The organism is Bacillus sp. FSL H8-0545, from assembly GCF_038006105.1.
Classification (GTDB): Bacteria; Bacillota; Bacilli; order Bacillales; family Bacillaceae_G; genus Bacillus_A; species Bacillus_A cereus_U.
The window spans coordinates 397206-422968 of record NZ_JBBOUO010000001.1 but is presented as its reverse complement, the minus strand read 5'-3'; the positions used below and the strand labels follow the sequence as shown (position 1 = coordinate 422968).

The window sequence follows — 25763 nt, the reverse complement described above, 5'->3', positions numbered from 1 at the left end:
ATTCGAGGCTCTTTTAATTTCAACAAATTCATGACAACTCTTCTCTTTTCCTCATCACATTCTAAAATACTGTACAATGAAAGTAGAACCTCACCTTAGATTTTTTCTCCATACATACTAATCTAAAAAAATTGCCACACTACCATTGCTAACTGTTTTTACTGGGGGTGCTTACTTATGAGCAATTGGTACAGTAAGACGAAAAATCAAACATTAATCGACCTAGGAACAAATGAACAGCACGGTTTAACAGATGAAAACGTAAATGAACGTTTAAAACAGTATGGTCCAAACGAATTGACTTCAAAACAAAAACGTACTTTATGGCAGCGCGTTTTCGCCCAAATTAATGACGTCCTCGTATATGTCCTTATTATCGCTGCCCTTATTTCCGCCTTTGTAGGTGAATGGGCCGATGCAAGTATTATCGCGCTCGTTGTAGTTTTAAATGCTGTTATCGGTGTAATCCAAGAATCGAAAGCAGAACAGGCTTTAGAAGCATTGAAAAAGATGGCAACACCTAAAGCTATCGTAAAGCGAGATGGTGAACTTAAAGAGATTCCATCTGAGCACGTCGTTCCAGGTGATATCGTTATGCTTGATGCTGGGCGGTATATCCCCTGCGATTTACGACTTATCGAAACTGCGAATTTAAAAATTGAAGAATCTGCTCTAACTGGTGAATCTGTCCCTGTCGATAAAGATGCCGTCTACCACCCCTCCATGCAAAGTGATGAGCAAGTACCATTAGGCGATCAAAAAAACATGGCCTTTATGTCGACGTTAGTAACATACGGACGTGGCGTCGGTGTTGCTGTCGAAACTGGAATGAAATCACAAATCGGAAAAATCGCAACTCTTTTGCATGAAGCTGAAGATGATATGACACCGCTTCAAAAAAGCTTAGCACAAGTAGGAAAATATTTAGGTTTTGTCGCTGTAGCTATTTGCGTTATTATGTTTCTCATCGGTTTTTTACAAGGAAGAGATACTTTGGAAATGTTTATGACCGCAATTAGTTTAGCTGTTGCAGCCATTCCAGAAGGCTTACCAGCTATCGTTTCCATCGTTCTTGCAATTGGTGTTCAGCGTATGATTAAACAAAACGTTATCATTCGTAAACTACCAGCTGTTGAAGCTCTCGGTTCTGTCACGATTATTTGTTCAGATAAAACAGGTACATTAACTCAAAATAAAATGACTGTTACTCACTTTTATAGTGATCGTGCATACGATCAGCTAGAAAATTTGAATGTAAATAATGCTGCACACCGTCTATTATTAGAAAATATGGTTTTATGCAACGATGCTTCTTACGGTGCCGACTCACAAACGGGGGATCCTACAGAAATTGCCCTTCTTGTTGCCGGAAGCTCTTTTAACATTCAAAAAGATTATTTAGAAAATAAACATGAACGTGTTAACGAATTGCCTTTCGATTCTGATCGTAAAATGATGTCAACTGTACATACGTACGATGAAGGCTACTATAGCATGACGAAAGGTGCTATTGATAAACTTTTACCTCACTGTACCCATATTTTTATAAATAATAAACTGGAGGTCCTAACAGATTCTGATAAAAATCAAATATTAGAAGCTGCCGGGTCAATGTCGCAAGAAGCCTTAAGAGTACTTTCATTCGCATATAAACGATACGATTCAAACGATGTGGATATTAATCACCTCGAAGAAAATCTCATCTTTATCGGTCTTGTCGGTATGATTGATCCACCACGCACAGAAGTAAAAGATTCAATTATAGAATGTAAAAAAGCTGGTATTCGCACAGTTATGATTACTGGTGATCATAAGGATACCGCCTTTGCAATTGCCAAAGAACTTGGTATCGCTGAAGAAAAATCTGAAATTATGATTGGAACTGAATTAGATAACATTTCAGATACAGAACTAGCAAGTAAAATTAATCACTTAAATGTCTTTGCTAGGGTTTCTCCAGAACATAAAGTGAAGATTGTAAAAGCATTACGTGATGAAGGAAATATCGTTTCCATGACTGGTGACGGTGTAAATGATGCTCCCTCTTTAAAACAAGCTGATGTTGGAGTAGCGATGGGAATTACAGGAACAGATGTCGCAAAAGGCGCAGCAGATGTAGTTTTAACAGATGATAACTTCTCATCTATTGTGAAAGCTGTTGAAGAAGGAAGAAATATTTATCGTAATATTAAAAAGTCTATTCTCTTCCTACTCTCTTGTAACTTCGGCGAAATTATAGCTCTCTTTTTAGCTATTTTACTCGGCTGGGCAACACCACTACGACCTATTCACATTTTGTGGGTAAATTTAATTACAGATACACTGCCTGCATTATCACTCGGTGTTGATCCTGAAGATCCAGATGTGATGAAGGACAAACCACGACATGCGAAAGAAAGCTTATTTAGCGGCAGCGTTCCTTTTCTTATTTTCAATGGGGTTGTAATTGGACTTCTTACTTTAACAGCCTTTATCGTCGGGGCAAAGCTCTATACAGGAGATACAAATTTATTTCCTCTCTTCCCAGATCAAATTGATGAAGACGCTCTATTACACGCTCAAACGATGGCATTTGTCGTTCTTAGTTTTTCTCAACTCGTTCATTCATTTAACTTACGTTCAAGAACGAAATCAATTTTTTCAATTGGGATATTTACAAATAAATATTTAGTCTTCTCACTTCTAATCGGTGTTCTTATGCAAGTGTGTATCATCTCCATCCCACCTCTTGCCAATATATTTGGTGTGCATGCATTAACAATGCGAGATTGGGGATTTGTTCTCTTGTTAAGTATCATTCCGCTTGTTGTGAATGAAATCATTAAATTATTTAAGAGAAAATAAAGTGCAAATAGCGAATAAAAGGCAATGAGGAATATTCCTCATTGCCTTTTTGTTTATCCTTGTAATTCTTTTTTAATGTTTTCTGTTAATGTAGCCATACGCTTACGACTTTCTTCACGCTCACGTTTATTTTGCTCTTCAATTTGTTGTGTTTCTTGCATACCTCTTGAAATAATGTTCCAAGTTTCCTCAAGTGTTTCCATCTTAATACTAGAAGAACCTGATATTCTCGCTACTTCCACACTTTGAGTTGCGATATTTTGTGCATTTTTCTTAAGTAATTCATTTGTACGGCGATCAAGTTCAGCCATAGAGTCCGCAACAAGTTTTTGACGTTTCGCATTTACCGCTTGAATGATACCATTTTTAAAAATAGGAATCGTTGTAATAAATGCTGTATTGATTTTACCGATTAATTTATTGTTACCGCGTTGAATCATACGAATTTGTGGCGCTGTTAATAGAGCAACCATACGTGCTTTTTCTAAATCATCAATACGTTGTTCTAAAATTTCAACAGAGTTTTTAAGCGATTCTAATTCAATACCTGCTAACTGATCATTATTACGTATGCGCTCTTCGTACATCGGAACTAACTCTGTATTTAAACGCTCTAATAACATTTCCCCTGCTACTACGTATTTTTCTAAGTCTAAATAATACTTTAAGTTTTGCTCATATAAACCATCTAACGTACCAATTGATTTTTTCATTTCATCTTGATACTTCGTAATTTCTACGTATACTTTATCCATTTCACGACCCATCGTCTGATACTTACTAAAGATTTGTTCAATCATTTTATCTGCTTTTTTGAACATACGTGAGAAGAAACCACTTTTCTCTTCCGCAAAGTCTTTACTATCAAATCTGTCCATAATTTTACCAAGCTGTTTTAATAATTCACCAGAGTCTTCTATTTTCGATAAAGACATTGTATGTAAAATTTGATCAGCGAAACGTGAAATCTCCATAGAAGGCTCTTTTCCAAGCTCGATTAATTCTAGTTGGTCTTTAATGTCTACTGCATTATAAATACGTTGTACTTCAGCATCTTGTCTAAGTTGCAAGCGAACGTCTTGTGCGGTTTGCTCATTCAATTCTGTTTTCGAATCTAGTACGACTGGGTTATTCATATGATATTCTCCCTTTCCTTATAAAAATGGACGAAATAGTCCTTTTATTGTTTGTGATAAATTTTTATAGGCTGATGAACCATGAAATTCAAGATCGAAATTAACTTCTTCAAGCCAATGTGAATCAAATGCTCCTGATTCAATATACGGTTCAATATCGTTTCTCCCCGTCGGATTAAAGTGGAATACATCTACTCCAATTTGATTTAAAAATAGTAATAAAACAGCATCAGAACGACTTAATTCTCCGCTCTTCTCATTATTAAATATAACAATTTTCGGTACTTCTTGCGAATAATCAAATTTCTCAAGCTGCTCTAAAATATTCGGTGGTATTTGAGAGAGTTGTGCGAAAACATACAGTGCTACATCTTGTTTCGTCTCTTTCGCAATTGGTTTACACATTTCACTTTCACACGTATGGATGATTGCTTCTGCAATACCATGTTGTAATCCTTCTGGTAAACGCTTATGTGGCCACCAATGGCTGTTCATAATTAAATCCGGATGTAACTTCCCCCCGCGGTCCAATGCATCTCGATAATGATATTGGAAATTCGCTTTTTGTTCTTTCGTAAACGGGAATGTATTAATTAAGAAACTGTTATCAAATGATGTAACAGCCTTTAATCGCTGAAAATATTCTTTATCATTCTTTGAAACGCCTGATATTTTTGCAAATAAAGAAGGAATATAAATATGCTTATTTTCAACAAAGAATGTTGGACGTACAAATGCCTTTTCTTTCGTAATTAAAAAGAGTTCATCGTACGTCGTTTTGAGCGTACGGGCTACAGGTGTATACGAACGGAATTGCCACGGTTTGTATAATAATGAATTATCGTGGTGAAGTACTTGCTCGATTTCTTTTGAAGCTTGATAAGCTACTGTTGCGACGCGTTCACGACGCCGATCAGGAAATGGTTCTAATGAAATACGACCCGAATGAGATATGACAAAGGTCTTTCCTTCCTCATCTACACTCTCAAATCCATCTTTTCCTTCTGGGTGATAATAAAGCACATCGCAGCCGAGCATAATAAGAAAGTATAAGAAATATATACGACTCTCCGTCGCATCACCGTACCAAACGATACGCGGCATTTGTTTCTTATAATTAATCGTAGAGAACCACTTCGCTACGTAATTTTCGCTTAATTTAATCATATCGATTAAGAAACGCCGGAATCCTTCTGTTTTTAAAGATTGATTATGTTGTTTCTCATACAATTTCAATACAGCAATAAACGTCGTATATATATAATGCTGTAAATCAGGATTGTCTACTTGCGGTAATAGTTGTTTTCCAGACAAATGTGCTACAAGCCTATTTACTGTAAGTCCATTCGGCGCTTCTTGATGTAATGCAAAAACTTCTTGAATATGGCGCAATTTTTCGGGATCAATCACCTTATTTAAATTTTGTTCATGCAAAACCTCGATCCCTTTTGCTTCACTATAATCAAATAGCCCATTGAAATATTCATCTACATCATTCGGAACACCAAGAATGCGACTTGCTATGTAACTAAATTTCATCTCATTCTCTGTCAGTTCATATTGTGGGCGTTTTTCTAAAAGTGCTTCAAATTGCTTTAAATCTGATTCATCTTTTAATGCACATGGTTGAAGTGTAAAACGTGAAAACACAACAGTTCACCTCCAAAAACATTTACGTTTTTTCTAAAGTCTCTCTTCTATTATAAACTATTTTTAGTTATAAAAAATGGGCGCTCGCATAACGAGCAAACCCATTTCAATTATTTATGTCCATTTTTAGTAGCTGCAACTTCTTCTCGTGCTTGTCCACTATTCTTCATGTAGTGAATTATAAATGTTATTCCAAACGCTACAACTAAAACAATAAAGAACACTGTATGACTTACTTCAATATGAATGACAGATAACAGCATTTTTGCCGCAATAATTAAGATTAAAATATATGCTGTCGTTTCAAGTTCTGGAATACGCTCTAACAATTTTAAGAATACGCCAGCGATACCACGCATCATTAAAATACCGAGCATTCCACCTAATAGTAAAATCCAAACTTCATTCGATACACCAAATGCAGCAAGTACACTATCTACAGAGAATGCGATATCCATTAATTCAACCATCGCAACCGTTCCCCAGAAAACACCGAACATTCTGAAGAGAATACTATTTTGGTTCATACCATGGGCTTCCTCTTCTTCTGAAGTGCCTTTTCTTTTATCAATGAAATATTTAATTGACAACCAAGCTAAGTAAAGCGCACCTAACACTTTTACCCAGGCCAATTTAATTAAGAACATTCCGATTCCAATTGCAATAAAACGGAATACATAAGCTCCAATCAGTCCATAGAATAATGCTTTTTTTCGTTTTTCTTCTGGAAGATGTTTTACCATTACCGCTAACACAAGTGCATTGTCAGCAGATAATAAACCTTCAAGTACAACAAGTGTACCTATTAACCCCCAAGATACTGGATCTTGTAACACTTTAATCCACATGTCCAAGTCGAAAAACTGAGCATACGTATCAAGGATTCCTTGCAAAATACTCATCTTACCTTTATCCCCTATTCTTTGCTAGATTTATAGAAAGGTCAAAAAAAGGAAACGAATGCCGTTTCCCTTCTTATGCATCCAAGCCATACGCTTTTACAAGCGCACCTAATCCACCTTGGAATCCGCTTCCTACTGCACTAAACTTCCACTGTCCATTATGACGATATAATTCACAAAAGACAACTGCTGTTTCAATGGAGAAATCTTCCCCTAAATCAAAACGAAGAACTTCTTCGTTTGTTTCTTCATTTGCTAAACGAACGAATGCATTTGCAACCTGTCCAAAGTTTTGATTACGGCCTTCACCATCATAAATTGTAACTGTAATAGCAATTTTATGAACATCTGCTGGAACCTTTTTCAAATCGACAACAAGTTGCTCATCATCGCCGTCACCTGCACCTGTACGGTTATCTCCTGTATGTAAAACTGATTCACAAGGAGACTGTAAATTATTATAGAAAATAAAATCAGTTTCCTTCGTACATTTCCCGTTCGCATCTAATAAAAAGGCAGATGCATCTAAATCGAAATCAGATCCACCATCATAAGATTTAATATCCCATCCAAGACCAATTACTGCTCTTGATAAACCTGGGCTTGTTTTAGCTAAATCAATTTTCTGTCCTTTTTGCAATTGAATAACCATATATATTCACCTCTATATTTTAATTTCAAAAAATATATCCATCAGTAAATACGCGTTTCACTGATGGATATATAAATCTATTACTCTACATCTAAACCAAAGTTATTACATAGAGAACCTAATCCACCTTGGAATCCACTTCCGATTGCATTGAATTTCCATTCACCTGCGTGACGGTATAATTCGCTTACTACTACAGCTGTTTCAATAGAGAAATCTTCTCCTAAATCGTAACGAATTAATTCTGCATTCTTTTCTTCATCCAGAATGCGTACGAAAGAGTTAGAAACTTGTCCGAAGTTTTGGCTACGGCCTTCTCCATCATAAATTGTGATTGCGAAGCAAATACGTTCGATATGTGCAGGAACATTTTTTAAGTCTATTTTAATTGTTTCATCGTCGCCTTCACCTTCACCTGTACGGTTATCTCCTAAATGCTCTACAGCACCATTCGCACCTTTTGGATTATTATAGAAGACGAAATCCTCTGCTCCTGAAACTTTACCGTTAGCACCTACTAAGAAGATACTAACATCTAAATCGAAATCGTTTTGTCCGTCATAACGATTCGTATCCCAACCAAGTCCTACAAGAACTTTCGAAAGACCTGGATTTGTTTTTGTTAAGTCTACCTTTTGTCCTTTTTTCAATGAAATTGATGCCATATACGATTCCTCCTTGGTTTATTTTATTGGTAACGTGATACAATCTCACTTAAGTTTTTATCTTGTGTTCCTTCTCCAACTGCTGAAAACTTCCATTCGTTTCCGTCTCGATACATTTCCCCTGCAATTAAAGTCATTTTGCCAGCGTAATTATCTGACAAGTTATAACGTGCTAATTCTTCACCTGTTTGTGGGTTTTGAATACGAATATATGCATTGCGAATCATCCCAAAATCTTGACGACGATTTACACAGTCGTAAATATTTACAACGAATACTAAACGATTAATACGGCTCGGAACTTTATGTAATTCTACGAAAATTGTTTCGTCGTCACCAGCGCCTTCGCCTGTTAAATTATCTCCTGAATGAATGATACTACCACAAGTAGAAAGTTTGTTGCCGAAGTAAACTAGATCATTTTTGTTTAAAAAACGATCCCCTTCTAACATAACAACAGATGCATCACAATCTACACTTGGTTTACTTCCAAATAAAGAAGACAGAAACCCACCTGATTGCCCAATTGGATCCCAGCCTAAGCCAACCTGCAGTTTCGCTACTCTCGGTTGTCCTTTCGTTAAATCAATCTTTTGTCCTTTTTCTAAAATAATAGGCATGAAGTTTCTTCCTTTCTACAAAGCATTTTCCAAATCGGAAAACATTGTATTCTCCTCTTATATTGTAGCATTATTTATCTAATGAGAAAAAGGATAAATTCTCAATTATATGAAAACAGATACTATATTTATTTATACTGATGTAATAAGTGGTAAATAGAACCAATCATTCCTGCACAATTGCCGCTTTGTGCAAGTTTAATCTCACAATTACTATAAATCTCTTGATTTAAGTATGTTCCTATCTCTTTCTTCACTTCATTTAAGAAATCATCTCCTCTTTCAGTAATTCCCCCACCAATAATAATTATTTTCGGATTAAAAATATAAGCAAGGTTACTAATTCCAATCGTCAAATGTTTAAAGAAAATCTTCACGGCTTGAGTAACACCGCTATCACCCTTATCATATAATTCGAAAATTGTTTTACCATCCCACTCCTTTTCACCTTTATATCTTCGTACAAGATGAATTAATCCCGAAATTGAGGCAACCTCCTCAAAAGTATTCCCTTCTATTAACATGTTCCCCCATTCCCCAGCGCCAAACGAATGTCCACGGTATAACTCCCCATTTATAACAATTGCTCCACCAATGCCCGTTCCAAGCGTAAGCATAATAAAATCGCTTTCTCCCCTCCCTGTACCTTTCCATTTCTCGCCTAAGGCTGCACAATTAACATCTTTTTCAATAGATACAGGAACTTTTAATGCTTCTTGTAATCTCTCAACAATAGAAATATTAGCATAACGCGGAATATGATCCACACCTCCCGTTATCACTCCTTTATCAATATCAACAATTCCCGCTGTACTAATACCAATTCCGGAAATAGTATGTTCAGTCATTAACTTTTTTGATAAATATATAAGCTTTTGAACAATTTGTTCCCCGCCCAAGTGAATTTCTGTTGGGACCTTTTTATGCATTAGTACTACCCCTATTTCTGAAACAATTCCATATTTAATTTGCGTACCACCAATATCAAATGCAATATATTCTTTCATCCGTTGCCACTTCCTCTACTGTTATGAGTATAAATTCTCCATCACTCTACTATTTGCAAAAAATTTACATTAACTCTTTTCTCCCTTTAGAAATACACCACCTTTTTCTATATATAGTTTTTTTTGCATAAAACTCTTTTTCCTATGAAATATTACGAAGGGGTGTATTTTAGATGGAACAATAATTTTTTCTTCAGGAGGAAAACAATGACAAAAATCTTCATTTTAGCATCAACACTTTCTTTATCCTTTTTTAGCGGCTTAAATATTGGTAGTGCTGCAACTGAAAATTTCAATCCAATAACAAACGCTATTGTACAAAACAGTGATCATTTAGCAGAAGGAAACTCAAAAGATAATAATAAACCTCCAGGAAGCAACGGTTCTCAGGACGATAGTGGTTCTGGCGGCAATGGCTCTGGTGGCAACGGTTCTGGCGGTAGCGGCTCTGATGGCAGTGGTTCTGGTGGCAACGGTTCTGACGGCAACGGCTCTGGTGGCAACGGTTCTGGTGGCAACGGTTCTGGCGGTAGCGGCTCTGGTGGCAACGGTTCTGGCGGTAGCGGCTCTGGTGGCAACGGCTCTGGTGGCAACGGTTCTGGCGGTAGCGGCTCTGATGGCAGTGGTTCTGGTGGCAACGGTTCTGGTGGCAACGGTTCTGGCGGTAGCGGCTCTGATGGCAGTGGTTCTGGTGGCAACGGTTCTGGTGGCAACGGTTCTGGTGGCAACGGTTCTGGTGGCAACGGTTCTGATGGCAGTGGTTCTGGTGGCAACGGTTCTGATGGCAACGGTTCTGGTGGTAACGGTTCAACGGTGGCAACGGTTCTGGTGGCTGGTCTGGTGGCAACGGTTCTGGTGGCAACGGTTGGTGGCAACGGTTCTGGCGGTAGCGGCTCTGGCAGTGGTTCTGGTGGCAACGGTTCTGATTCTGGCGGTAGCGGCTCTGATGGCAGTGGTTCTGGTGGCAACGGTTCTGGTGGCAACGCTGGTGGCAACGGTTCTGGTGGCAAACGGTTCTGGTGGCAACGGTTCTGGTGGCAACGGTTCTGGTGGCAACGGTTCGGTGGCAATGTTCTGGTGGTAAACGGTGATGGCAGTGGTTCTGGTGGCAACGGTTCCGGTGGTTCTGGTGGCAACGGTTCCGGTGGTAACGGTTCTGGTGGCAACGGTTCCGGTGGTAACGGTTCCGGTGGTAACGGTTCTGGTGGCAACGGTTCTGATGGCAGTGGTTCTGGTGGCAACGGTTCTGGTGGCAACGGTTCTGGTGGCAACGGTTCTGATGGCAGTGGTTCTGGTGGCAATCGAGTTAAGGGCGATAGCAGTTCGCAAGATGGCAAAGGCTCTCAAGAGGGCAATCGAGTTAAAGGTGATAGCAGTTCACAAGGTGGTAACGTAAAAGATAATGCGACAAAACAAGGTGATAAGTTACCTACTACTGCAGCGCATTATCCTGCATCTATTTTAATGGGACTTTCAACATTCCTAATTGGTATGTTATTGTTTATTCGCCGTAAAAATGCAAAATAAAGACCAACATCCTTCCATCTAAAAAATACATGAAACCAATATAAAACTAAAAAGGACTTTGGATTGCAGTTTATTATGCAACCCAAAGTCCTTTTGGCATCTATCAGAAAGAGTATTAATATGCTTTTCCCCAATAGACCATGTGCTTTGCTTCTTTACTACAGCAAATACATTCGTCAGCTAAATGTTCTTGTTCAAAAGGCATACAGCGTGAAGATACTCCAACTTCTTCTTTTAGTTTCTCTTCACAAGCTAGTTCTCCACACCACATCGCCTTAATAAACCCTTGCTTTTCATCAGCTGCTTTTTTCATCTCTTCGAAATTCGTCACACTACACGTATTCTCATCGCGAAATACTTTTGCTTTATTAAATAAAGAATGATGAATTTCCTCAAGTAATGATGGAATACGTTCTTCTAATTGATCCATTGCTATAAATTCTTTTTCTTTCGTATCTCGCCTTACAAGTACAACTTGATTCTTTTCAATATCCTTTGGACCAACTTCTAATCGAATTGGAATTCCCTTCATTTCATACTCATTAAATTTCCAGCCCGGTGTTTTATTGCTAGCATCTATTTTTACACGCGCAACCTTCTGAATACGTCCTTGTAACTCTGTTGCTTTTTCTAACACACCTTCTTTATGCTGAGCAATAGGTACAATAACAACTTGTACTGGAGCGACTTTTGGCGGCATTACAAGTCCGTTATTATCGCTATGGACCATAATAAGTCCACCTATCATTCTCGTTGATACACCCCACGAAGTTTGGTGTACATATTGCCACTTACCGTTACGATCTAAAAACTTAATATCAAATGCTTCAGAGAAATTCGTTCCAAAGTTATGAGATGTTCCTGTTTGAAGTGCTTTTCCATCATGCATTAAACTTTCAATCGTATAAGTTGCCTTCGCTCCTGCAAACTTTTCTTTTTCTGTTTTTTGCCCTTTAATAACCGGAATCGCTAAATACTCTTCACAAAAAGCAGCATATAGATTTAAAATATTTAATGTTTCAATTTGAGATTCTTCTGCCGTTTCATGAATCGTATGACCTTCTTGCCATAAAAATTCAGTTGTACGAAGGAATGGTCTCGTCGTCTTCTCCCAACGAACTACTGAACACCACTGATTATATAACTTTGGTAAATCATTATATGATTGAACAATTTTTGAAAAATGCTCACAGAACAAAGTTTCAGATGTAGGGCGTACACAAAGCCTTTCCGCTAACTTTTCATCCCCACCATGAGTAACCCATGCTACTTCAGGAGCAAATCCTTCAACATGATCTTTCTCTTTTTGTAATAAACTCTCTGGAATAAACATTGGCATGTACACATTTTCATGACCAGATTCTTTTAATTTTTCATCCATCACTTTCTGCATATTTTCCCATAATGCATAACCGTATGGACGTAAAATCATACAACCTTTCACACTTGAATAATCAACAAGCTCCGCTTTTTTTACAATATCGGTATACCACTGAGCAAAGTCTTCTTCCATCTTCGTAATGGCTTGTACTTGTTCTTTTACCATAGTCATTCTTCCTCCTTTAGAAAATAGAAAAAGCCCGCGTCCCCAAATAGGGACCGAGCTTTGTCGGCGTTACCACCCTGATTCATACACAAAAAAATTGAGTATGCTCTCTTTTTGATAACGGGAATTTCCCGCTGCATATGCAGAACTCAAAGGTAGGTTCCATATCGTCTTTTAAGAATCTTCCAGCCAAAAGGATTCTCTCTCTGCAAAAAGGTAAGACATGTACTATTCCTTTTTCATCGTTATAACGAAATAAATTTGTTGAATATCATAATATAAATTCCACTCCAAAACAAGAGTGAATTTTCTTTTTTTTTATACATTCTTTTCAATTCTTACTGTTTTATACATAACTTTTCCGAACTATTTTTACAAGTTGATGAGCAACCATACCAATAAGTGTACCAATTAAAACGAAGAAACAAATAAATCCATATCCCATTCCTTCCCATCCACCAATAGCAATCATTGTTACAGGAAAGAAAGCTAAACAAAGAAGTACTAAACTAAGTGCAAATATAATATCAAACTGTTTGTCTGGAAAACGTTTCTTTAGTAAATATGACATAAAAAATACAAGGAAAATCGTGACTCCACCAATGATGTAAAAGATACCAAATCCATCTAACCAATCCACAGTATTCCCTCCTTCCATTCATTCCCTTATACTTATTATATGTTTAATTTTTCTGAAAATAAACAATAGAATTTTATTCAAAAATATATTTTTATTACCAGGTATTAATAGTAATATATAAGAATAGGTTTTATATAATCAGGAGGGAAACTTTATGGATAAAGCATTAACAAATCACGTCATTATTTTATCTTTCGACTGCTTATCAGCTTTAGATTTTCCTATATTACAAAAACTACCTAATTTCCAAACTTTAATAAAAAAGGGCGCGATTGCGAAAAAAGTGGAGCCAATTTATCCTTCTGTAACATATCCAAGCCACTCAACAATCGTAACCGGTAATTATCCTAATAAGCATGGCGTTGTCAGCAATACATTACTTCAACCAGGACGTGAGTCACCAGATTGGCATTGGTATCGAAAGTCCATTAAAGGAACAACTTTATATGATGAAGCACGCAAAGCAAATTTAACGACAGCAGCCCTTCTATGGCCTGTTACTGGAAGAGCAAATATCAATTACAATTTACCAGAAATTTTTCCAAATAGACCGTGGCAAAATCAAATTTTAGTTTCATTATTTAGCGGTAGCCCGCTATATCAATTAGATTTAAATCGTCGTTTCGGCCATATACGAAATGGATTATCACAGCCTGAGCTTGATGATTTCGTCCTTGCTTCTGCCGTACATACAATCCATACGAAAAAGCCTAATGTTATGTTTGTACATTTTACTGATTTAGACACTCAAAGACATTACCATGGCTTCGAGTCCGAGGAAACAGTAGCTGCAATCCATAGACACGACGAACGCCTTGGAAAAATTATTCATGCATTAAAAGAAAGCGGGCTATACGAAGAGAGTACAATTATTGCACTTGGTGACCATAGCGCTTTAAGTGAAAATAAAGCAATCCAATTAAATGTCCTATTTCGTCAAAAAGGACTTATATCCGTAAATAAAAGTGGAAAGTTACTAGATTGGAAAGCCTATTGCCAAAGCTGTGATGGATCTGCCTACGTACATGTAAAAGATAAAAATGATACTGAAACGATTAAAGAGATTCAACTTCTTCTTGAAGAGCTTCTTCAGGATAAACAAAATGGAATTGAATTTATTCTGCACGATGAAGATGCAAAAGAACGTGGTGCTGATGGTAATTGCTTATTTATGCTAGAAGCCATGGAAGGTTATTACTTCATTGAAAATTATACAGGGGATTTCATAAAAGAAATTACTAAAAAAGATGTTACTTCTAGTAAGAAATATACATTTGGAACACACGGATATTCTCCAACAAAACCTAACTATGAAACAATTTTTATAGCTGCTGGGAAAGGCATTCAAAGTGGTGTTACAGTCCCGTATATGAGACTTATTGATGAAGGCCCGACTATTGCTAGATTACTCGGTTTGCACTTAGGTGAAACAGACGGAGCAATTGTAGAGGATTTGCTTCAATTGTAAAGAACTGTGTATATATGTAAAAGTTATGTAAAAATCATCCTTGTTTCTCTTTTTACAATTTTTATTTTTGTACACTGTTAGTAGAACAAATTTAAGGGGGAACATTATATGAAAAAAATGTCCAGACAAGAAAAAAGCTGGATATTATATGATTGGGCTAACTCGGTATATTCGCTCGTCATTACAACTGCATTATTTCCAATTTACTTTAAAGCAGCTGCAAAAGAAGCTGGACTATCTGGTGCAACTTCAACAGCCTATTGGGGATATGCAAACTCGTTCGCTACACTTTTAATTTCTATACTCGCTCCTATTCTCGGCACAGTTGCTGATTATAAGGGATTTAAAAAACGATTTTTCACATTCTTCTTTGGACTCGGTATCGTATTTACAAGTATGCTAGCAGTTGTTCCAACATCTCAGTGGTACTTATTACTAGGATGCTATATGCTCGCATTAGTCGGCTTTGCTGGAGCAAATATTTTTTATGATGCATTTTTAATAGATGTTACATCTAAAGATAGAATGGACCGAATTTCTACAAGAGGCTTTGCATTAGGTTATATTGGGAGCACAATTCCTTTTATCGGTTGTATTGCTCTTATCATTCTTGCTCAAAAAGGAACTATCCCCCTATCGGTCGGAATTGCTAGTCAAATTTCCTTTGCAATAACAGCTCTTTGGTGGGGACTATTTACGATACCAATGCTAAAAAATGTAGAGCAAACACACTATATTGAACGTCATCCAAGACCAATTGCAATGAGCTTCAAGCGCCTTGCTAATACTTTTAAAAATATTAAAGAATATAAAACTGTATTTATGTTCCTAATAGCTTACTTTTTCTACATTGACGGGGTAGATACAATTATTACTATGTCTACTGCTTACGGAACAGATCTCGGTATTAGTGCAACCAATCTATTAATCATCTTATTTGTAACACAAATTGTCGCTTGTCCATTCGCTTTATTATATGGAAAACTATCAGAAACATTTGCCGGTAAAAAAATGCTATATGTCGGTATTATTATTTATATCATTATTTGCATATATGCTTATTTCTTAAAAACGACACTAGATTTCTGGATTTTAGCAATGCTGGTTGCTACTTCTCAGGGCGGGATTCAAGCACTTAGCCGTTCTTATTTCGCAAAACTAGTGCCGAAAGAATCTGCAAATGAATTCTTCGGATTTTATAATATCTTTGGTAAATTCGCGGCAATTATGGGTCCAGTATTAGTAGGTGTCACAACACAATTAACAGGAAAAACGAACGCTGGTGTCCTTAGTATTATTGTCCTATTTATTATCGGTGGATTCTTATTAACTAGAGTACCTGAAAATGATACGTCTGTTACACCACCTAATCCGAAAACTAAAACAATATAAGAAAAAGATCCTCTTCAAACGCGAAGAGGATCTTTCCCTTTATTTTTAACGATAACGTTGTACGATTAAAGACTCTACAGCTTGTACAAAAATAGTTTATCGACAGTTGTTCCTAATACTTCCGCTAACCGGAATGCTAGCGCTAAGCTTGGATCATACTTATTATTCTCAATTGCATTTATCGTCTGTCTTGATACGTTACACTTATCAGCTAATGCACCTTGTGAAATATTATTTTCAGTGCGTAATTCATAGATTTGATTTTTCACACCGTTTCTCCTAACCTGTAAAATTATTTTTACAACATCAGTATATAGTTGGTACATTTCATTGTCAAAAGATTTCCCTAGAAAAAGGGAGCAGTTCTGCCCCCTTACAATAGCTATTTCGAAACCAATGAATTCGTCATTTCCTCCCGATTAACAACATCTACTTTCTTTATTTGCATACGTAAAACCGGACCTATTGCTAATAAAACAAGTGACATCGCTATACAAAATACAATAACTACTGACGTCATTTCCTTCAATCCTCTAGCTAGTGAAGTTCCTATTAACATGGCGCCCATAACAGTGATAAAATTGTTCCATTTACTCTGCCAATCATATTTTCTGGTACAAGTTGAATCATAAGCGTACCGACAACGATATTTAATCAAACGTTTGTTTAACTGTTTTTAAGCACATGTAAGCCAACTAATCAAACGTTTGTTTAAAAAGAAATACGCCCATATAAGGCGTATTCTCATCAATCCCCGCCACCACCGCAGCTACCTCCACTATCTCCGCCAAAAGATCCTCCGCAATCATGCGAGCCACCATCATGTGAACTATCACTATCAGATCCAGCAAAGAAAAATAATGGTGATGAGCTGTTAGACGTACTATGTGTATTACTCTTTTTAGTAAGATTTACTCTTCGTTTATTTGATCTAACTGATGCTGCAATCATCCAAATTAAAACACAAAATAGTAATGCCGCTATAACAAACCCCATATAAAAACCTCCCTTATTTTTCTAACAACTGAAGTACTCTCTCAATATTTTCAAGTGAAATAAAGCGCGATTCACGAAGAATTTCTTTCCCATTATAAAATAATAAAACTGTCGGCCCTGTAAGTACTGAATACCGCCCTGCAATCTCTTGCATGTCTTGTAGTAATATCTCTACTTTCTCTACGTGATCATAATTCTCTAATACGTAATTTACTTTCCTTAACATGACATCACAAACACCACAATTTTCCGTTTTAATAAACAGGAGTACTAATTGTTGTTCTTCAATATATGTCGCTAATTCTTCTATCGTTTCAAATTTACTCATCTTATCCCTCTTCACGTAATTTACGAAATACTTATCTTGATACATACGAAATGCTGAACTATCTTTAACCTTTCTCTTTTCCATTACCTGCTGAAAGCGCAGCGTTTTTACCGTTAACTCTTCTTGTAATTTTTTTCTCTCTGCCTCATCATAACAGCAAGCGATTAAATCCTCTATTTTCAATATATCTTTTTGTATTTCCATTTCTAGTGGCATCCTTCCTGCATTTTTCAAGATTTTATAACTCATTCTTAATTCTGGAGGTACCATTGAAAAATCTTCTAATTGTAGTGGTTTTTCTTTTCCCTGAATACTATCAAGATCACCATTCCATATTGCTTGACGAATTTTTTCCTCAGCAATGTTCAAAAACACATCCACACTATCCACTACTTTACATATTTTTACTATTATTTTACATAAAATTTCATCATCCTGCTACGTCATTCAAGATTGACTTCATACAATTTTTCCAAGTTTCACTTTATTTAAACGATAATCGAACACAAATTTTGCACGTTAAAATTTGTAGTAAAACAAATAATCATTATGAAATTACTAATGCATAAAAAAACGGCGATATCCCTTCTCCTAAATCGATGACGAAGGCACAAAAACCCCCGCCACACTTTTAATTTTGCGAAAAATCGAAAATAAATATTATAATAACCTATTATAATATTATTCAGTTTCCAATATGAAGTTTATGTGAAGTTCATCTGAATTTCACATGAATTCCCTTTAAGTTCTATTGTCTTCCCATACTAATCACATTATCCTTTACATATAGGAATCATTTCCATTCCATTTCAAACTATCTATATATATAAAGAAAGATAGTAGCCTATTAGGGAAAGGCATCTAGTATTATTATAAATATAACCAAAGAAAAAGCATTAGCTCATAAGAGCTAATGCTTTTTCTTGATTCATGCTGTTAAACGTTCCATTCTTCGATATTCCATATTTTCGTTATCCATGCTTCATAGAAAGATGGCTCATGTGAAACAATTAAAACCGTACCTTTATATTGTTTTAACGATTCCTGTAAAGCCGTCTTAGTCTCTGTATCCAAATGGTTAGTTGGTTCATCTAAAATTAAAACATTGCTTTTAGTTACGATAAGTTCGCATAATCGTACTTTTGTTTGTTCTCCTCCACTTAATAACTGAATAGGTTTTAATACATGTTCTTCTTTCAATCCGCACTTTGCTAATACTTGTCGGATTTCTTTTCTTGTCATGTCTGGTCTTCCTGCCCATACTCTCTCTAGTGCAGTTATTTCTGAGGAAAATTCCTCTTGTGCAAAATAAGCGGGTTTTACTCTTTCCCCAACAGAAACTGAACCGCTTAACGGTTTTATTTGTCCTAGTAATGTTTTTAACATTGTTGTTTTTCCAATCCCATTATGACCAATAATTGCAATCTTTTCCCCTTTTTTCACTTGAAAATCCAATTCTGGAAATAACGGTTCACCATAACCAATTTTTAGTTTCTCTACCTGTAATATACGACTCACTGGCTCAGTATAAACATTAAAATCAAAACGAGCACGAGATACATCGTTAACCTTTTCAACCTTTTGCATTTTCTCTAATACTTTTTCACGACTTTTCGCTTGTTTCGCTTTACGAATTTTATTTTTTTGAATAAAACTCTCTAAATGTGCAATTTCCTTTTGCTGTTTCGTATATGCTGCTTGTAATTGTTTCTTTTGCAGTTCATAATTACGCAGAAAACTCTTATAATCACCTACATAGCGATTAATTGTACGCTCCTCTAGATGATAAATAACATTCGTAATATTGTTCAAAAATATTTCATCATGCGAAATGATAATATAAGCTTTTTCATACATTCGTAAATATGATTGCAACCATTCTATATGTGCCGTATCTAAATAGTTAGTTGGCTCATCTAATAATAAAACATCCGCTTTTTCTAAAAGGAGTTTCCCAAGTAACAACTTTGTCCGCTGACCACCACTTAACTTTGAAATATCCTTTTCCAATCCTATTTCAAACAAGCCTAAGCCGGTTGCTACTTCCTCAATTTTTGTATGAATTTGATAAAAATTAGAATTCTCCAATATAGTTTGTAACTCTCCATACCTTACTAACAATTTTCCTACTTCTCCTGCTCCAGCCATCTCTTCTGTAAGTTTTAACATGTCACGTTCCAACTCATACAGGTTAGAAAACGCACTTTGCATGTATTCTTCAATTGTTATGCCTTCTTGTAAATCTATATGCTGTTGTAAAAAGCCAATCTTCACATGTGGAAACCATTCAATGTTTCCCTCATCATGTATAAGTTCTCCTGTTAATAAGCGTAATAATGTGGATTTTCCAATTCCATTTTTCCCTACTAGCCCAACATGTTCGCCCTTTAATAATCGAAAGCACGCATTATATAAAATGGTTTTCTCACCATATGAATGACTTACATTTTCTACTGTTAATATACTCATTTTTTTCTCTCCTTTTCTTATGATCCATAAGCTAAATAGAGAGAACAACAGTATAAAGCCTTATTTAGTTATACATATAAAAATGGGTAAGGTGAATACACCTTACCCATTACATATTATCGTAAGAAAGGATTAAGGTTCTTTACCTGCTGTCTTCAATTTAGCTTAATCTTTAAAAATGGGCAGACTTCTCCCGTATCAAGCTAAAACCATTTGAAGAACAGTTGATAAAGTCATTTTATCCTTTCACTCCTTTAACATTTGTTATATTAAGAGTATAAACCACTCTGTTATATTCTATTCTCTACTTTTTCTTTTGTTCCTTCTTCCAATTTATCTGATGTTAATGAATCCACTATTTCCCCTATAGATTTCATCTTTTTCCTCCTATATAAAAAAGCCTCTTAACAGCAATTATACCAAAAACTGTTAAAAGACTTTTTCTATTTTTTCATATAAGGAGCTAATACTCTTAAAATTTCTTCCTTATCCTTCTTTAACTCAAGAGATGTTAACATATCCATCGTTCGCGGCCTAAGTAATTTCACTTGTACCTCTCCAACAATTGATGCTGGTCTTTGAGATAAAATAAATACGCGATCAGAAAGCAAAATTGCTTCATCTAAGTCATGTGTAACCATAACAATTGTCTGCTTTTCTTGATGCCAAGAATTTAAAAGCCAACTATGTACTTCCATTTTTGTAAATGCATCTAATTTTCCAAAAGGCTCATCAAGCAGCATAATTGGCTTTTCACATAAATATGTGCGAAGGAAACTAATTCTTTGACGCATTCCACCTGATAACTCATCTGGATAATGGTCTGCATATTCATCTAGCTCAAACTGTTTTAATGCTTCCATTCCTTCTGTCAGCCTTTGTTTTTTAGGCTTTCCTTCGATTTCCAATGGAAGAACAATATTTTGTAAAGCCGATCGCCACGGTAGTAATAAATCTTGTTGCGGCATATAACTAACAACATCTTGTTTTTTTACATACTCCTCGTTATAAAACACTTCTCCACTCGTTGGCTCTTCAACACTCGCAATCATATTTAACAATGTGCTTTTCCCACAACCACTCGGACCTACAAAAGAGACAAACTCTCCCTCTTGTATAGAAGCACTAATATTTTCTAATACATTCTTTCCATCGAAAGCTTTTACAATATCTTTTATTTGTAATCCACTCATTTTTCACTTGGAAGGAATTCATTTGTAAAGGCATCTTTTACATCAATTTTCTTTTTAATAACTTTGTTGTCATATAAGAAATTCATGTAATTTGTCCAAATCTCTTCCTTCTGTACTCCCCACGCTTTTGCATCATCTTGATACTTTGTACTTAACCACTTTTGGCTCTCTTGTACTAATTCTTTATTCACATCTGGAACAGCTTTAATTAAAATATCCGCCGCTTCTTTCGGTTCTTTAATTGCAAAATCATAACCTTCTGTCGTTGCAGTCATGAACTTTTTCACAAAATCTTTATCTTGCTTCGTATGTTTTTCACTTGTAATAATAACAGGACTATAGAAATCGAGCGCTGGATCTAAGTCTTTCACCATAATTGCATTTAACTCTTTTCCTTGACGCTTCGCTTCAATTCCATCCCATCCGTAATAAATCCATTCAAAGTCTGCATCGCGGCCAATTGATTTGAAGAAGTCTGTTTGTCCAAGAATAATTTTTTCGACTTTATTAAAATCAGCTTGATGTTTATCCATAATTGTCTTTAACGTCGCCTCTTCCGCTGGTCCTCCCCAGCCGCCGTAACGTTTACCTTCAAAATCTTTTGGTGACGTCATATTATCTTTTTTAAGTGATGCAAAAGCTGAAGTATTATGCTGAATAATCGCTCCTACAGATACAACAGGAATACCTTCAACACGAGCTAACGTTACATTTTCTTGTGCACTTATTGCAAAATCAGCTTTTCCTGAAGCTATCATTTGTTCCGCTGTAACATTATCACCTGGTTGAATAATTTCTACATCTAATCCTTGTTTTTTATAATAATCTTTCGTCTTCGCTACGTATAAACCAGTATGGTTTGTATTCGGGAACCAATCTAAAACGACTTTCACTTTCTTTTCTTTGCTTGTATTCTCTTCTTTCTTCGCCGTATTACATCCGGCAACACCAACTGCTAGTAATGCAGCTAACATAATTTTTAAACCTTTTTTCATTTTCTGCCGCCCTTTCTGTATATCCATGGTGCTGTTATTCTTGCCATAAATTCAACAATAAAGTACAGGAATAATGTCACCATGACGATAATCGCTGCAACACCAAATACTCGAGCTGTTAAAAAGGATTTTGTCGCTCTTGTGAGCATAACCCCTAATCCTTCACTCGCTCCAAGCCATTCCCCAATAATCGCTCCCATCACACTATATGTAACAGCAATTTTTAAACCTGAGAAAAAGTACGGGAGCACTGCTGGAAATTTTACTTTCTGATAAATTTGCCACTTTGTCGCCTTCATCGTTTGTAACAACTTCAGCATATTTTTATCTACCGTTTGGAAACCTTCTAAAATGCTAAGCGCAATTGGGAAGAAACAAACAAGAATAACAACCATTACTTTTGGCAACATTCCGTATCCAAACCAAATAATAAATAATGGTGCGAGCACAACGATTGGAATTGTTTGCGAAATAACGAGCAACGGATTCATTAAAATCCGAAATAAAGGGATGACATCCATAATGATAGCAATACTCGTCCCAAGTAAAATTGCAAAAAACAACCCAATTATTACTTCCTGTAACGTTTGCACTGTATTCGGTAATAGTAAATCTTTCATTCCAATTAACTCTTGCACAATTGCAGACGGCTTCGGTAAAATCCACGGCTCAATTTTAAATAATGAAACAGATCCTTCCCATATAGCAATGAGAAGGATAAGCCAAATTGTTGTGATTATTTTAGATCGCTTCTGGTTTTGCATATTCATCACGGTACTTCCAAACTTTTTCGTCAATCGTTACGCCCGTACTTGGACGATAGTGAATTTTAATAGAAGTAATCACTTCTTCTGCTCCAGCATCGACGCAAGCTTGTTGCGCACGTTTTATGACGTCAAGAAGTACATCTAATTCTCCTTCCAACGTTGTTTCCATTGCCCCTACTTCATAACGAACTCCCGACTGTTGTACAACTTCAATTGCTTTATCAACAACGGAATACACATCTTTGTTCTTCGCTTGTGGTACTACTGAAAATGAAATTGTAACTTGTTGTGACATAATAAAATCCCCCTTACAAAATATGGTTTCAAAAAAAGAAAAGGCTTTCCTACCATGTAGGAAAGCCTTGTATACAAGTTATTCTATAATAACTTATGCTACATCACTTTAAAGTAACTCCCTACGCTGGCATTATCCAGATCAGGTTGAGGGTCGATGTATACTTACATCCTCTCAGCCAATTGGCTCCCCGGTTCTTAATTCGTTTTCATTGTAGCATGATTTATTTTATTGAACAAACAAAAGCGTACATATCATTTCATTATTTTTGGAAAATATCCAACTTCTTCACCATGAGCTAATAATTGCTGAATAAATTCTTTATTAATCGCTGGCACTACCAGTTCTTTTTTCTTAATCCATTCATTCGTTCTACGAGTACCCATTACAATTTCAGATTGCTGTGCTCCATCTCCTGCAACTTGAGAAGCAATTAGCTCTGCTATTACTTCATCTTCCTTCGATAACATAAGCCCCATATTTATATATTGCGAGAGTGGAACCATTTCAAGATTGTATCCACATTCCTCAATTAGCTTTATAAAATGTTCAAATTCAATTTGATACGGGTGACAGATGTGTAACATTTCTCCAGCTATTTGTGAATCTTGTACATATGTTACAATCGATTTACTAGCAAAATCAATTGGTGTAAAATCAATTTTCCACTTTACTTTCGGAGCTTGTCCAATAAGTAACATCGCTTTAATCAGACGATAAAATGCATTTCCTTCAATATTTTGTTGGAACATTCCTGTTTCTGAATGACATGCTAAATTACCCACACGATAAATATTTCCTCGTACACCATCTTTTATCGCTTCACGAACAAGGTTTTCTGCCTGTAGTTTACTATTAGAATACACATTCTCCAACACTACATCGTAGTTAAAATCACCTGTTTTTTCATATATATCCCATTGATCCATCGCTAATTCTATCGGAATACCAATTGGACAAACTTTCATATTGTCATTTAATATCCAAACTTTATAATTATCCGCTGGCTTCCCAATTGGAATACTAGCAAATTTATCATTTAACTCCGCTGGAATTGGATAAGTAGTTGTTGTAATTGTGCATTCTGTCGGACCATATGCATTATTCAATTGAACATGAGTACCAATTCTCTCCCGCCATAATTTCACTACTTCAGCAGTAAGCATTTCTCCACCAACTGCAATTCTCTTTAATGAATCCAACTTATATTTACTTTCATCTGGAAGGTATGTTGCTACTTGTTGTAAGAAAATTGTAGCTAATCCTAAAATAGATGTTGCCTTTTCTTTATAAATTGCATTTGCAAAAGCATCGACTGAAAGTCTTTGCTCATCTAATAAAACATATACATTTCCACCACAGAATAATGAAGCAAATAACTCCCAAATAGACGCATCAAAACTAAATGATGGAAACTGTGCAAAAACATCTTCTTCAGTTAATCCATAATGTCTTTGCATCCATGTACATAAATTAACTACTCCGCGGTGCGTTAACATTGTTCCTTTCGGATTTCCTGTAGAACCTGATGTGTAAATCATATATGCAATATCATCAAGATGAATTGATGAGCATACATCCGTATTTGGAAATTTCTCAATATCGTAAAGAGACAACTCTTGCATACCTTCATACGGAATTTTCGTTTCCTTCGTTAAAACTAATTTAGATTGACTATCTTCAATAATATCCTGCACACGGTTTGCAGGATATTCTGGATCGATTGGTATATAGGAAGCGCCTGTTTTTAAAATTGCTAATAAACTTACTACCGTATCAATACTTCGCTTCATAAAGATACCGACAGAATCGCCTTGTTTCACTCCATTATGTAATAACATATGAGCGATTTGGTTACTTTTTTTATTTAGTTGTTCATATGTTAATGTTCCTTCTAACGAAGATAAAGCTATACAATTTGAAAACTTCCTTACTGTTTCATAAAACATATCGGAAATACTCTTATTCGGATATGGTACTTCTATATGATTTATCTCTTTATATATTGCTAACTCTTCTTCTGGAATAATATCCATAGCTACAATACATTGCTTCTCGTTTGTAATTCCTTGCTGTAATACATACTCAATTTGCTCTATATAACGAGTCGCTGTTTTTTCTTCCAATTGCATTTTATTATAAGAAACCTCAAAGCAATTATTCTTTACTTCAATAAAGTTCAACTGACTATTTCTATTCTCTTTTCCGACTGTAACTGCAGGTTTCCCCCATTTTCCCTCATCATATTGTAATAATACCTTTTGTACTTCTTCCATGTTTTCTAACTGCACAATTTGATCATTAATTTCTACTTTTAGCTCTTCATAAGAAAGTTCCTCTGAAATCGTAATACATAACGGATAACTACTCTGTTCCATATAATGAGGAATCACTATACATTTTTCATTACTAACATGATGCAACCATACAAAAGTAGCGACTATTATATCTAACTTACTATGTTCGATCGCTTGTATATCCTTAATTTTCATCTGCTTATATTCGTTTACTTGAAAATCCTTCGGTATCATAAGTGGTTCATAATTTTGTTGCGAAAATTGTTCATATCTCTCCACATATGAACGTTTTAAGAAAATACTCATACTGAATCCTCTCGCTCTCCATAAAATAAAGTGAAACTTTAATCAGTGGGGGTGTTCATCCCCCACTG

Annotated in this window: 21 protein-coding genes, 4 pseudogenes, 1 riboswitch and 1 other annotated feature; of the genes and pseudogenes, 5 read left to right on the top strand and 20 right to left on the bottom strand. The window is 35.9% G+C overall.

What is annotated here, in order from left to right; genetic code table 11:
- Positions 1–177 precede the first annotated feature (177 nt).
- Positions 178–2844 (top strand): cation-translocating P-type ATPase, encoded by a 2667-nt coding sequence (locus MHI07_RS02210; RefSeq protein WP_340821719.1) that lies wholly within the window; start codon positions 178–180, stop codon positions 2842–2844.
- A 53-nt stretch (positions 2845–2897) separates the two neighbouring features.
- Here the strand turns inward: MHI07_RS02210 and MHI07_RS02205 are convergent, their stop codons facing one another.
- From MHI07_RS02205 to MHI07_RS02175, 7 genes are all read right to left on the bottom strand, one after another.
- Positions 2898–3980 (bottom strand): toxic anion resistance protein, encoded by a 1083-nt coding sequence (locus tag MHI07_RS02205; RefSeq protein ID WP_002115838.1) that lies wholly within the window; start codon positions 3978–3980, stop codon positions 2898–2900.
- 18 nt (positions 3981–3998) lie between these two features.
- Entirely contained in the window at positions 3999–5630 is a 1632-nt protein-coding gene (locus MHI07_RS02200; RefSeq protein ID WP_340821716.1) for a YceG family protein, read from the bottom strand.
- Between the two features lie 110 nt (positions 5631–5740).
- Entirely contained in the window at positions 5741–6532 is a 792-nt protein-coding gene (locus MHI07_RS02195) for a TerC family protein (RefSeq protein WP_340821713.1), read from the bottom strand.
- Positions 6533–6605: 73 nt separating this feature from the next.
- Positions 6606–7184 carry a TerD family protein gene (locus MHI07_RS02190; protein WP_002091197.1) on the bottom strand — a complete coding sequence of 193 codons (579 nt, stop codon included), beginning with the start codon at positions 7182–7184 and terminating at the stop codon, positions 6606–6608.
- 80 nt (positions 7185–7264) lie between these two features.
- Positions 7265–7849: a TerD family protein gene (locus MHI07_RS02185; protein WP_002113699.1), complete on the bottom strand. Its 585-nt coding sequence runs from the start codon at positions 7847–7849 to the stop codon at positions 7265–7267.
- A 23-nt stretch (positions 7850–7872) separates the two neighbouring features.
- The gene (locus MHI07_RS02180) at positions 7873–8469 is read right to left on the bottom strand and encodes a TerD family protein (protein ID WP_002029589.1); all 597 of its coding nucleotides are present in this window, start codon (positions 8467–8469) and stop codon (positions 7873–7875) included.
- Positions 8470–8597: 128 nt separating this feature from the next.
- Positions 8598–9476, bottom strand: a complete 879-nt coding sequence (locus tag MHI07_RS02175) for an ROK family protein (RefSeq protein WP_340821708.1) — start codon at positions 9474–9476, stop codon at positions 8598–8600.
- A 207-nt stretch (positions 9477–9683) separates the two neighbouring features.
- Between MHI07_RS02175 and MHI07_RS29345 the strand changes: the two are divergent.
- A pseudogene (locus MHI07_RS29345) lies at positions 9684–10460 on the top strand (cell wall anchor protein); the annotation flags it as partial.
- A 78-nt stretch (positions 10461–10538) separates the two neighbouring features.
- Positions 10539–11003: pseudogene (locus tag MHI07_RS29340) on the top strand (LPXTG cell wall anchor domain-containing protein); the annotation flags it as partial.
- A 115-nt stretch (positions 11004–11118) separates the two neighbouring features.
- Here MHI07_RS29340 and proS read toward each other — a convergent pair.
- Both proS and MHI07_RS02160 read right to left on the bottom strand, forming a co-directional pair.
- Positions 11119–12549, bottom strand: coding sequence for a proline--tRNA ligase (gene proS, locus MHI07_RS02165; RefSeq protein ID WP_215572913.1), 1431 nt, complete (start codon positions 12547–12549; stop codon positions 11119–11121).
- 45 nt (positions 12550–12594) lie between these two features.
- Positions 12595–12801: a binding site (T-box leader), on the bottom strand.
- Between the two features lie 94 nt (positions 12802–12895).
- Complete coding sequence (locus tag MHI07_RS02160; RefSeq protein WP_033710499.1) at positions 12896–13189, bottom strand: YesK-like family protein; 294 nt, start codon at positions 13187–13189, stop codon at positions 12896–12898.
- A gap of 154 nt (positions 13190–13343) precedes the next feature.
- On the opposite strand from MHI07_RS02160, the gene MHI07_RS02155 reads away from it, so the two are divergent.
- Together MHI07_RS02155 and MHI07_RS02150 are read left to right on the top strand one after the other, a co-directional pair.
- Positions 13344–14657: an alkaline phosphatase family protein gene (locus tag MHI07_RS02155; protein ID WP_340821703.1), complete on the top strand. Its 1314-nt coding sequence runs from the start codon at positions 13344–13346 to the stop codon at positions 14655–14657.
- Between the two features lie 108 nt (positions 14658–14765).
- Positions 14766–16049, top strand: coding sequence for an MFS transporter (locus MHI07_RS02150; protein ID WP_002159426.1), 1284 nt, complete (start codon positions 14766–14768; stop codon positions 16047–16049).
- Between the two features lie 74 nt (positions 16050–16123).
- Here MHI07_RS02150 and MHI07_RS02145 read toward each other — a convergent pair whose 3' ends face one another.
- From MHI07_RS02145 to MHI07_RS02095, 11 genes and pseudogenes are all read right to left on the bottom strand, one after another.
- Positions 16124–16375 carry a helix-turn-helix transcriptional regulator gene (locus tag MHI07_RS02145; RefSeq protein ID WP_078173516.1) on the bottom strand — a complete coding sequence of 84 codons (252 nt, stop codon included), beginning with the start codon at positions 16373–16375 and terminating at the stop codon, positions 16124–16126.
- Between the two features lie 56 nt (positions 16376–16431).
- Positions 16432–16703 (bottom strand): annotated as a pseudogene (locus MHI07_RS02140) (MFS transporter); the annotation flags it as partial.
- 93 nt (positions 16704–16796) lie between these two features.
- Positions 16797–17045 carry a hypothetical protein gene (locus MHI07_RS02135; protein ID WP_002113671.1) on the bottom strand — a complete coding sequence of 83 codons (249 nt, stop codon included), beginning with the start codon at positions 17043–17045 and terminating at the stop codon, positions 16797–16799.
- Between the two features lie 13 nt (positions 17046–17058).
- A complete protein-coding gene (locus tag MHI07_RS02130) occupies positions 17059–17373 on the bottom strand; it encodes a thioredoxin family protein (protein WP_002113668.1) in 315 nt (104 codons plus the stop codon).
- A gap of 1 nt (position 17374) precedes the next feature.
- Positions 17375–17754 (bottom strand): annotated as a pseudogene (locus MHI07_RS02125) (DnaJ family domain-containing protein).
- 555 nt (positions 17755–18309) lie between these two features.
- Positions 18310–19842 carry an ABC-F family ATP-binding cassette domain-containing protein gene (locus MHI07_RS02120; RefSeq protein ID WP_002159429.1) on the bottom strand — a complete coding sequence of 511 codons (1533 nt, stop codon included), beginning with the start codon at positions 19840–19842 and terminating at the stop codon, positions 18310–18312.
- Positions 19843–20285: 443 nt separating this feature from the next.
- Positions 20286–21035: an ABC transporter ATP-binding protein gene (locus MHI07_RS02115; RefSeq protein WP_002159430.1), complete on the bottom strand. Its 750-nt coding sequence runs from the start codon at positions 21033–21035 to the stop codon at positions 20286–20288.
- Positions 21032–22030 carry an ABC transporter substrate-binding protein gene (locus MHI07_RS02110; RefSeq protein WP_002159432.1) on the bottom strand — a complete coding sequence of 333 codons (999 nt, stop codon included), beginning with the start codon at positions 22028–22030 and terminating at the stop codon, positions 21032–21034. The genes MHI07_RS02115 and MHI07_RS02110 overlap by 4 nt, the downstream gene beginning before the upstream one ends.
- Complete coding sequence (locus tag MHI07_RS02105; protein WP_002113653.1) at positions 22027–22800, bottom strand: ABC transporter permease; 774 nt, start codon at positions 22798–22800, stop codon at positions 22027–22029. Before MHI07_RS02105 ends, MHI07_RS02110 begins: the two co-directional genes overlap by 4 nt.
- Positions 22772–23092, bottom strand: a complete 321-nt coding sequence (locus MHI07_RS02100; protein WP_000082898.1) for an MTH1187 family thiamine-binding protein — start codon at positions 23090–23092, stop codon at positions 22772–22774. The genes MHI07_RS02105 and MHI07_RS02100 overlap by 29 nt, the downstream gene beginning before the upstream one ends.
- Before the next feature lie 101 nt (positions 23093–23193).
- Positions 23194–23295, bottom strand: a riboswitch (TPP riboswitch).
- A 51-nt stretch (positions 23296–23346) separates the two neighbouring features.
- The gene (locus MHI07_RS02095) at positions 23347–25695 is read right to left on the bottom strand and encodes an AMP-binding protein (protein ID WP_340821696.1); all 2349 of its coding nucleotides are present in this window, start codon (positions 25693–25695) and stop codon (positions 23347–23349) included.
- Positions 25696–25763 lie beyond the last annotated feature (68 nt).

What these genes read in the sequence shown, in the direction of transcription:
- MHI07_RS02210 (WP_340821719.1), top strand. Translation starts at nt 178, where the DNA reads ATGAGCAATTGGTACAGTAAGACGAAAAATCAAACATTAATCGACCTA.
- MHI07_RS02115 (WP_002159430.1), bottom strand. Translation starts at nt 21,035, where the DNA reads ATGAGTGGATTACAAATAAAAGATATTGTAAAAGCTTTCGATGGAAAG.
- MHI07_RS02105 (WP_002113653.1), bottom strand. Translation starts at nt 22,800, where the DNA reads ATGAATATGCAAAACCAGAAGCGATCTAAAATAATCACAACAATTTGG.
- MHI07_RS02150 (WP_002159426.1), top strand. Translation starts at nt 14,766, where the DNA reads ATGAAAAAAATGTCCAGACAAGAAAAAAGCTGGATATTATATGATTGG.
- MHI07_RS02100 (WP_000082898.1), bottom strand. Translation starts at nt 23,092, where the DNA reads ATGTCACAACAAGTTACAATTTCATTTTCAGTAGTACCACAAGCGAAG.
- MHI07_RS02130 (WP_002113668.1), bottom strand. Translation starts at nt 17,373, where the DNA reads ATGAGTAAATTTGAAACGATAGAAGAATTAGCGACATATATTGAAGAA.
- MHI07_RS02180 (WP_002029589.1), bottom strand. Translation starts at nt 8,469, where the DNA reads ATGCCTATTATTTTAGAAAAAGGACAAAAGATTGATTTAACGAAAGGA.
- MHI07_RS02095 (WP_340821696.1), bottom strand. Translation starts at nt 25,695, where the DNA reads ATGAGTATTTTCTTAAAACGTTCATATGTGGAGAGATATGAACAATTT.
- MHI07_RS02185 (WP_002113699.1), bottom strand. Translation starts at nt 7,849, where the DNA reads ATGGCATCAATTTCATTGAAAAAAGGACAAAAGGTAGACTTAACAAAA.
- MHI07_RS02145 (WP_078173516.1), bottom strand. Translation starts at nt 16,375, where the DNA reads ATGTACCAACTATATACTGATGTTGTAAAAATAATTTTACAGGTTAGG.
- MHI07_RS02205 (WP_002115838.1), bottom strand. Translation starts at nt 3,980, where the DNA reads ATGAATAACCCAGTCGTACTAGATTCGAAAACAGAATTGAATGAGCAA.
- MHI07_RS02135 (WP_002113671.1), bottom strand. Translation starts at nt 17,045, where the DNA reads ATGGGGTTTGTTATAGCGGCATTACTATTTTGTGTTTTAATTTGGATG.
- proS (WP_215572913.1), bottom strand. Translation starts at nt 12,549, where the DNA reads ATGGTAAAAGAACAAGTACAAGCCATTACGAAGATGGAAGAAGACTTT.
- MHI07_RS02155 (WP_340821703.1), top strand. Translation starts at nt 13,344, where the DNA reads ATGGATAAAGCATTAACAAATCACGTCATTATTTTATCTTTCGACTGC.
- MHI07_RS02110 (WP_002159432.1), bottom strand. Translation starts at nt 22,030, where the DNA reads ATGAAAAAAGGTTTAAAAATTATGTTAGCTGCATTACTAGCAGTTGGT.
- MHI07_RS02120 (WP_002159429.1), bottom strand. Translation starts at nt 19,842, where the DNA reads ATGAGTATATTAACAGTAGAAAATGTAAGTCATTCATATGGTGAGAAA.
- MHI07_RS02190 (WP_002091197.1), bottom strand. Translation starts at nt 7,184, where the DNA reads ATGGTTATTCAATTGCAAAAAGGACAGAAAATTGATTTAGCTAAAACA.
- MHI07_RS02175 (WP_340821708.1), bottom strand. Translation starts at nt 9,476, where the DNA reads ATGAAAGAATATATTGCATTTGATATTGGTGGTACGCAAATTAAATAT.
- MHI07_RS02195 (WP_340821713.1), bottom strand. Translation starts at nt 6,532, where the DNA reads ATGAGTATTTTGCAAGGAATCCTTGATACGTATGCTCAGTTTTTCGAC.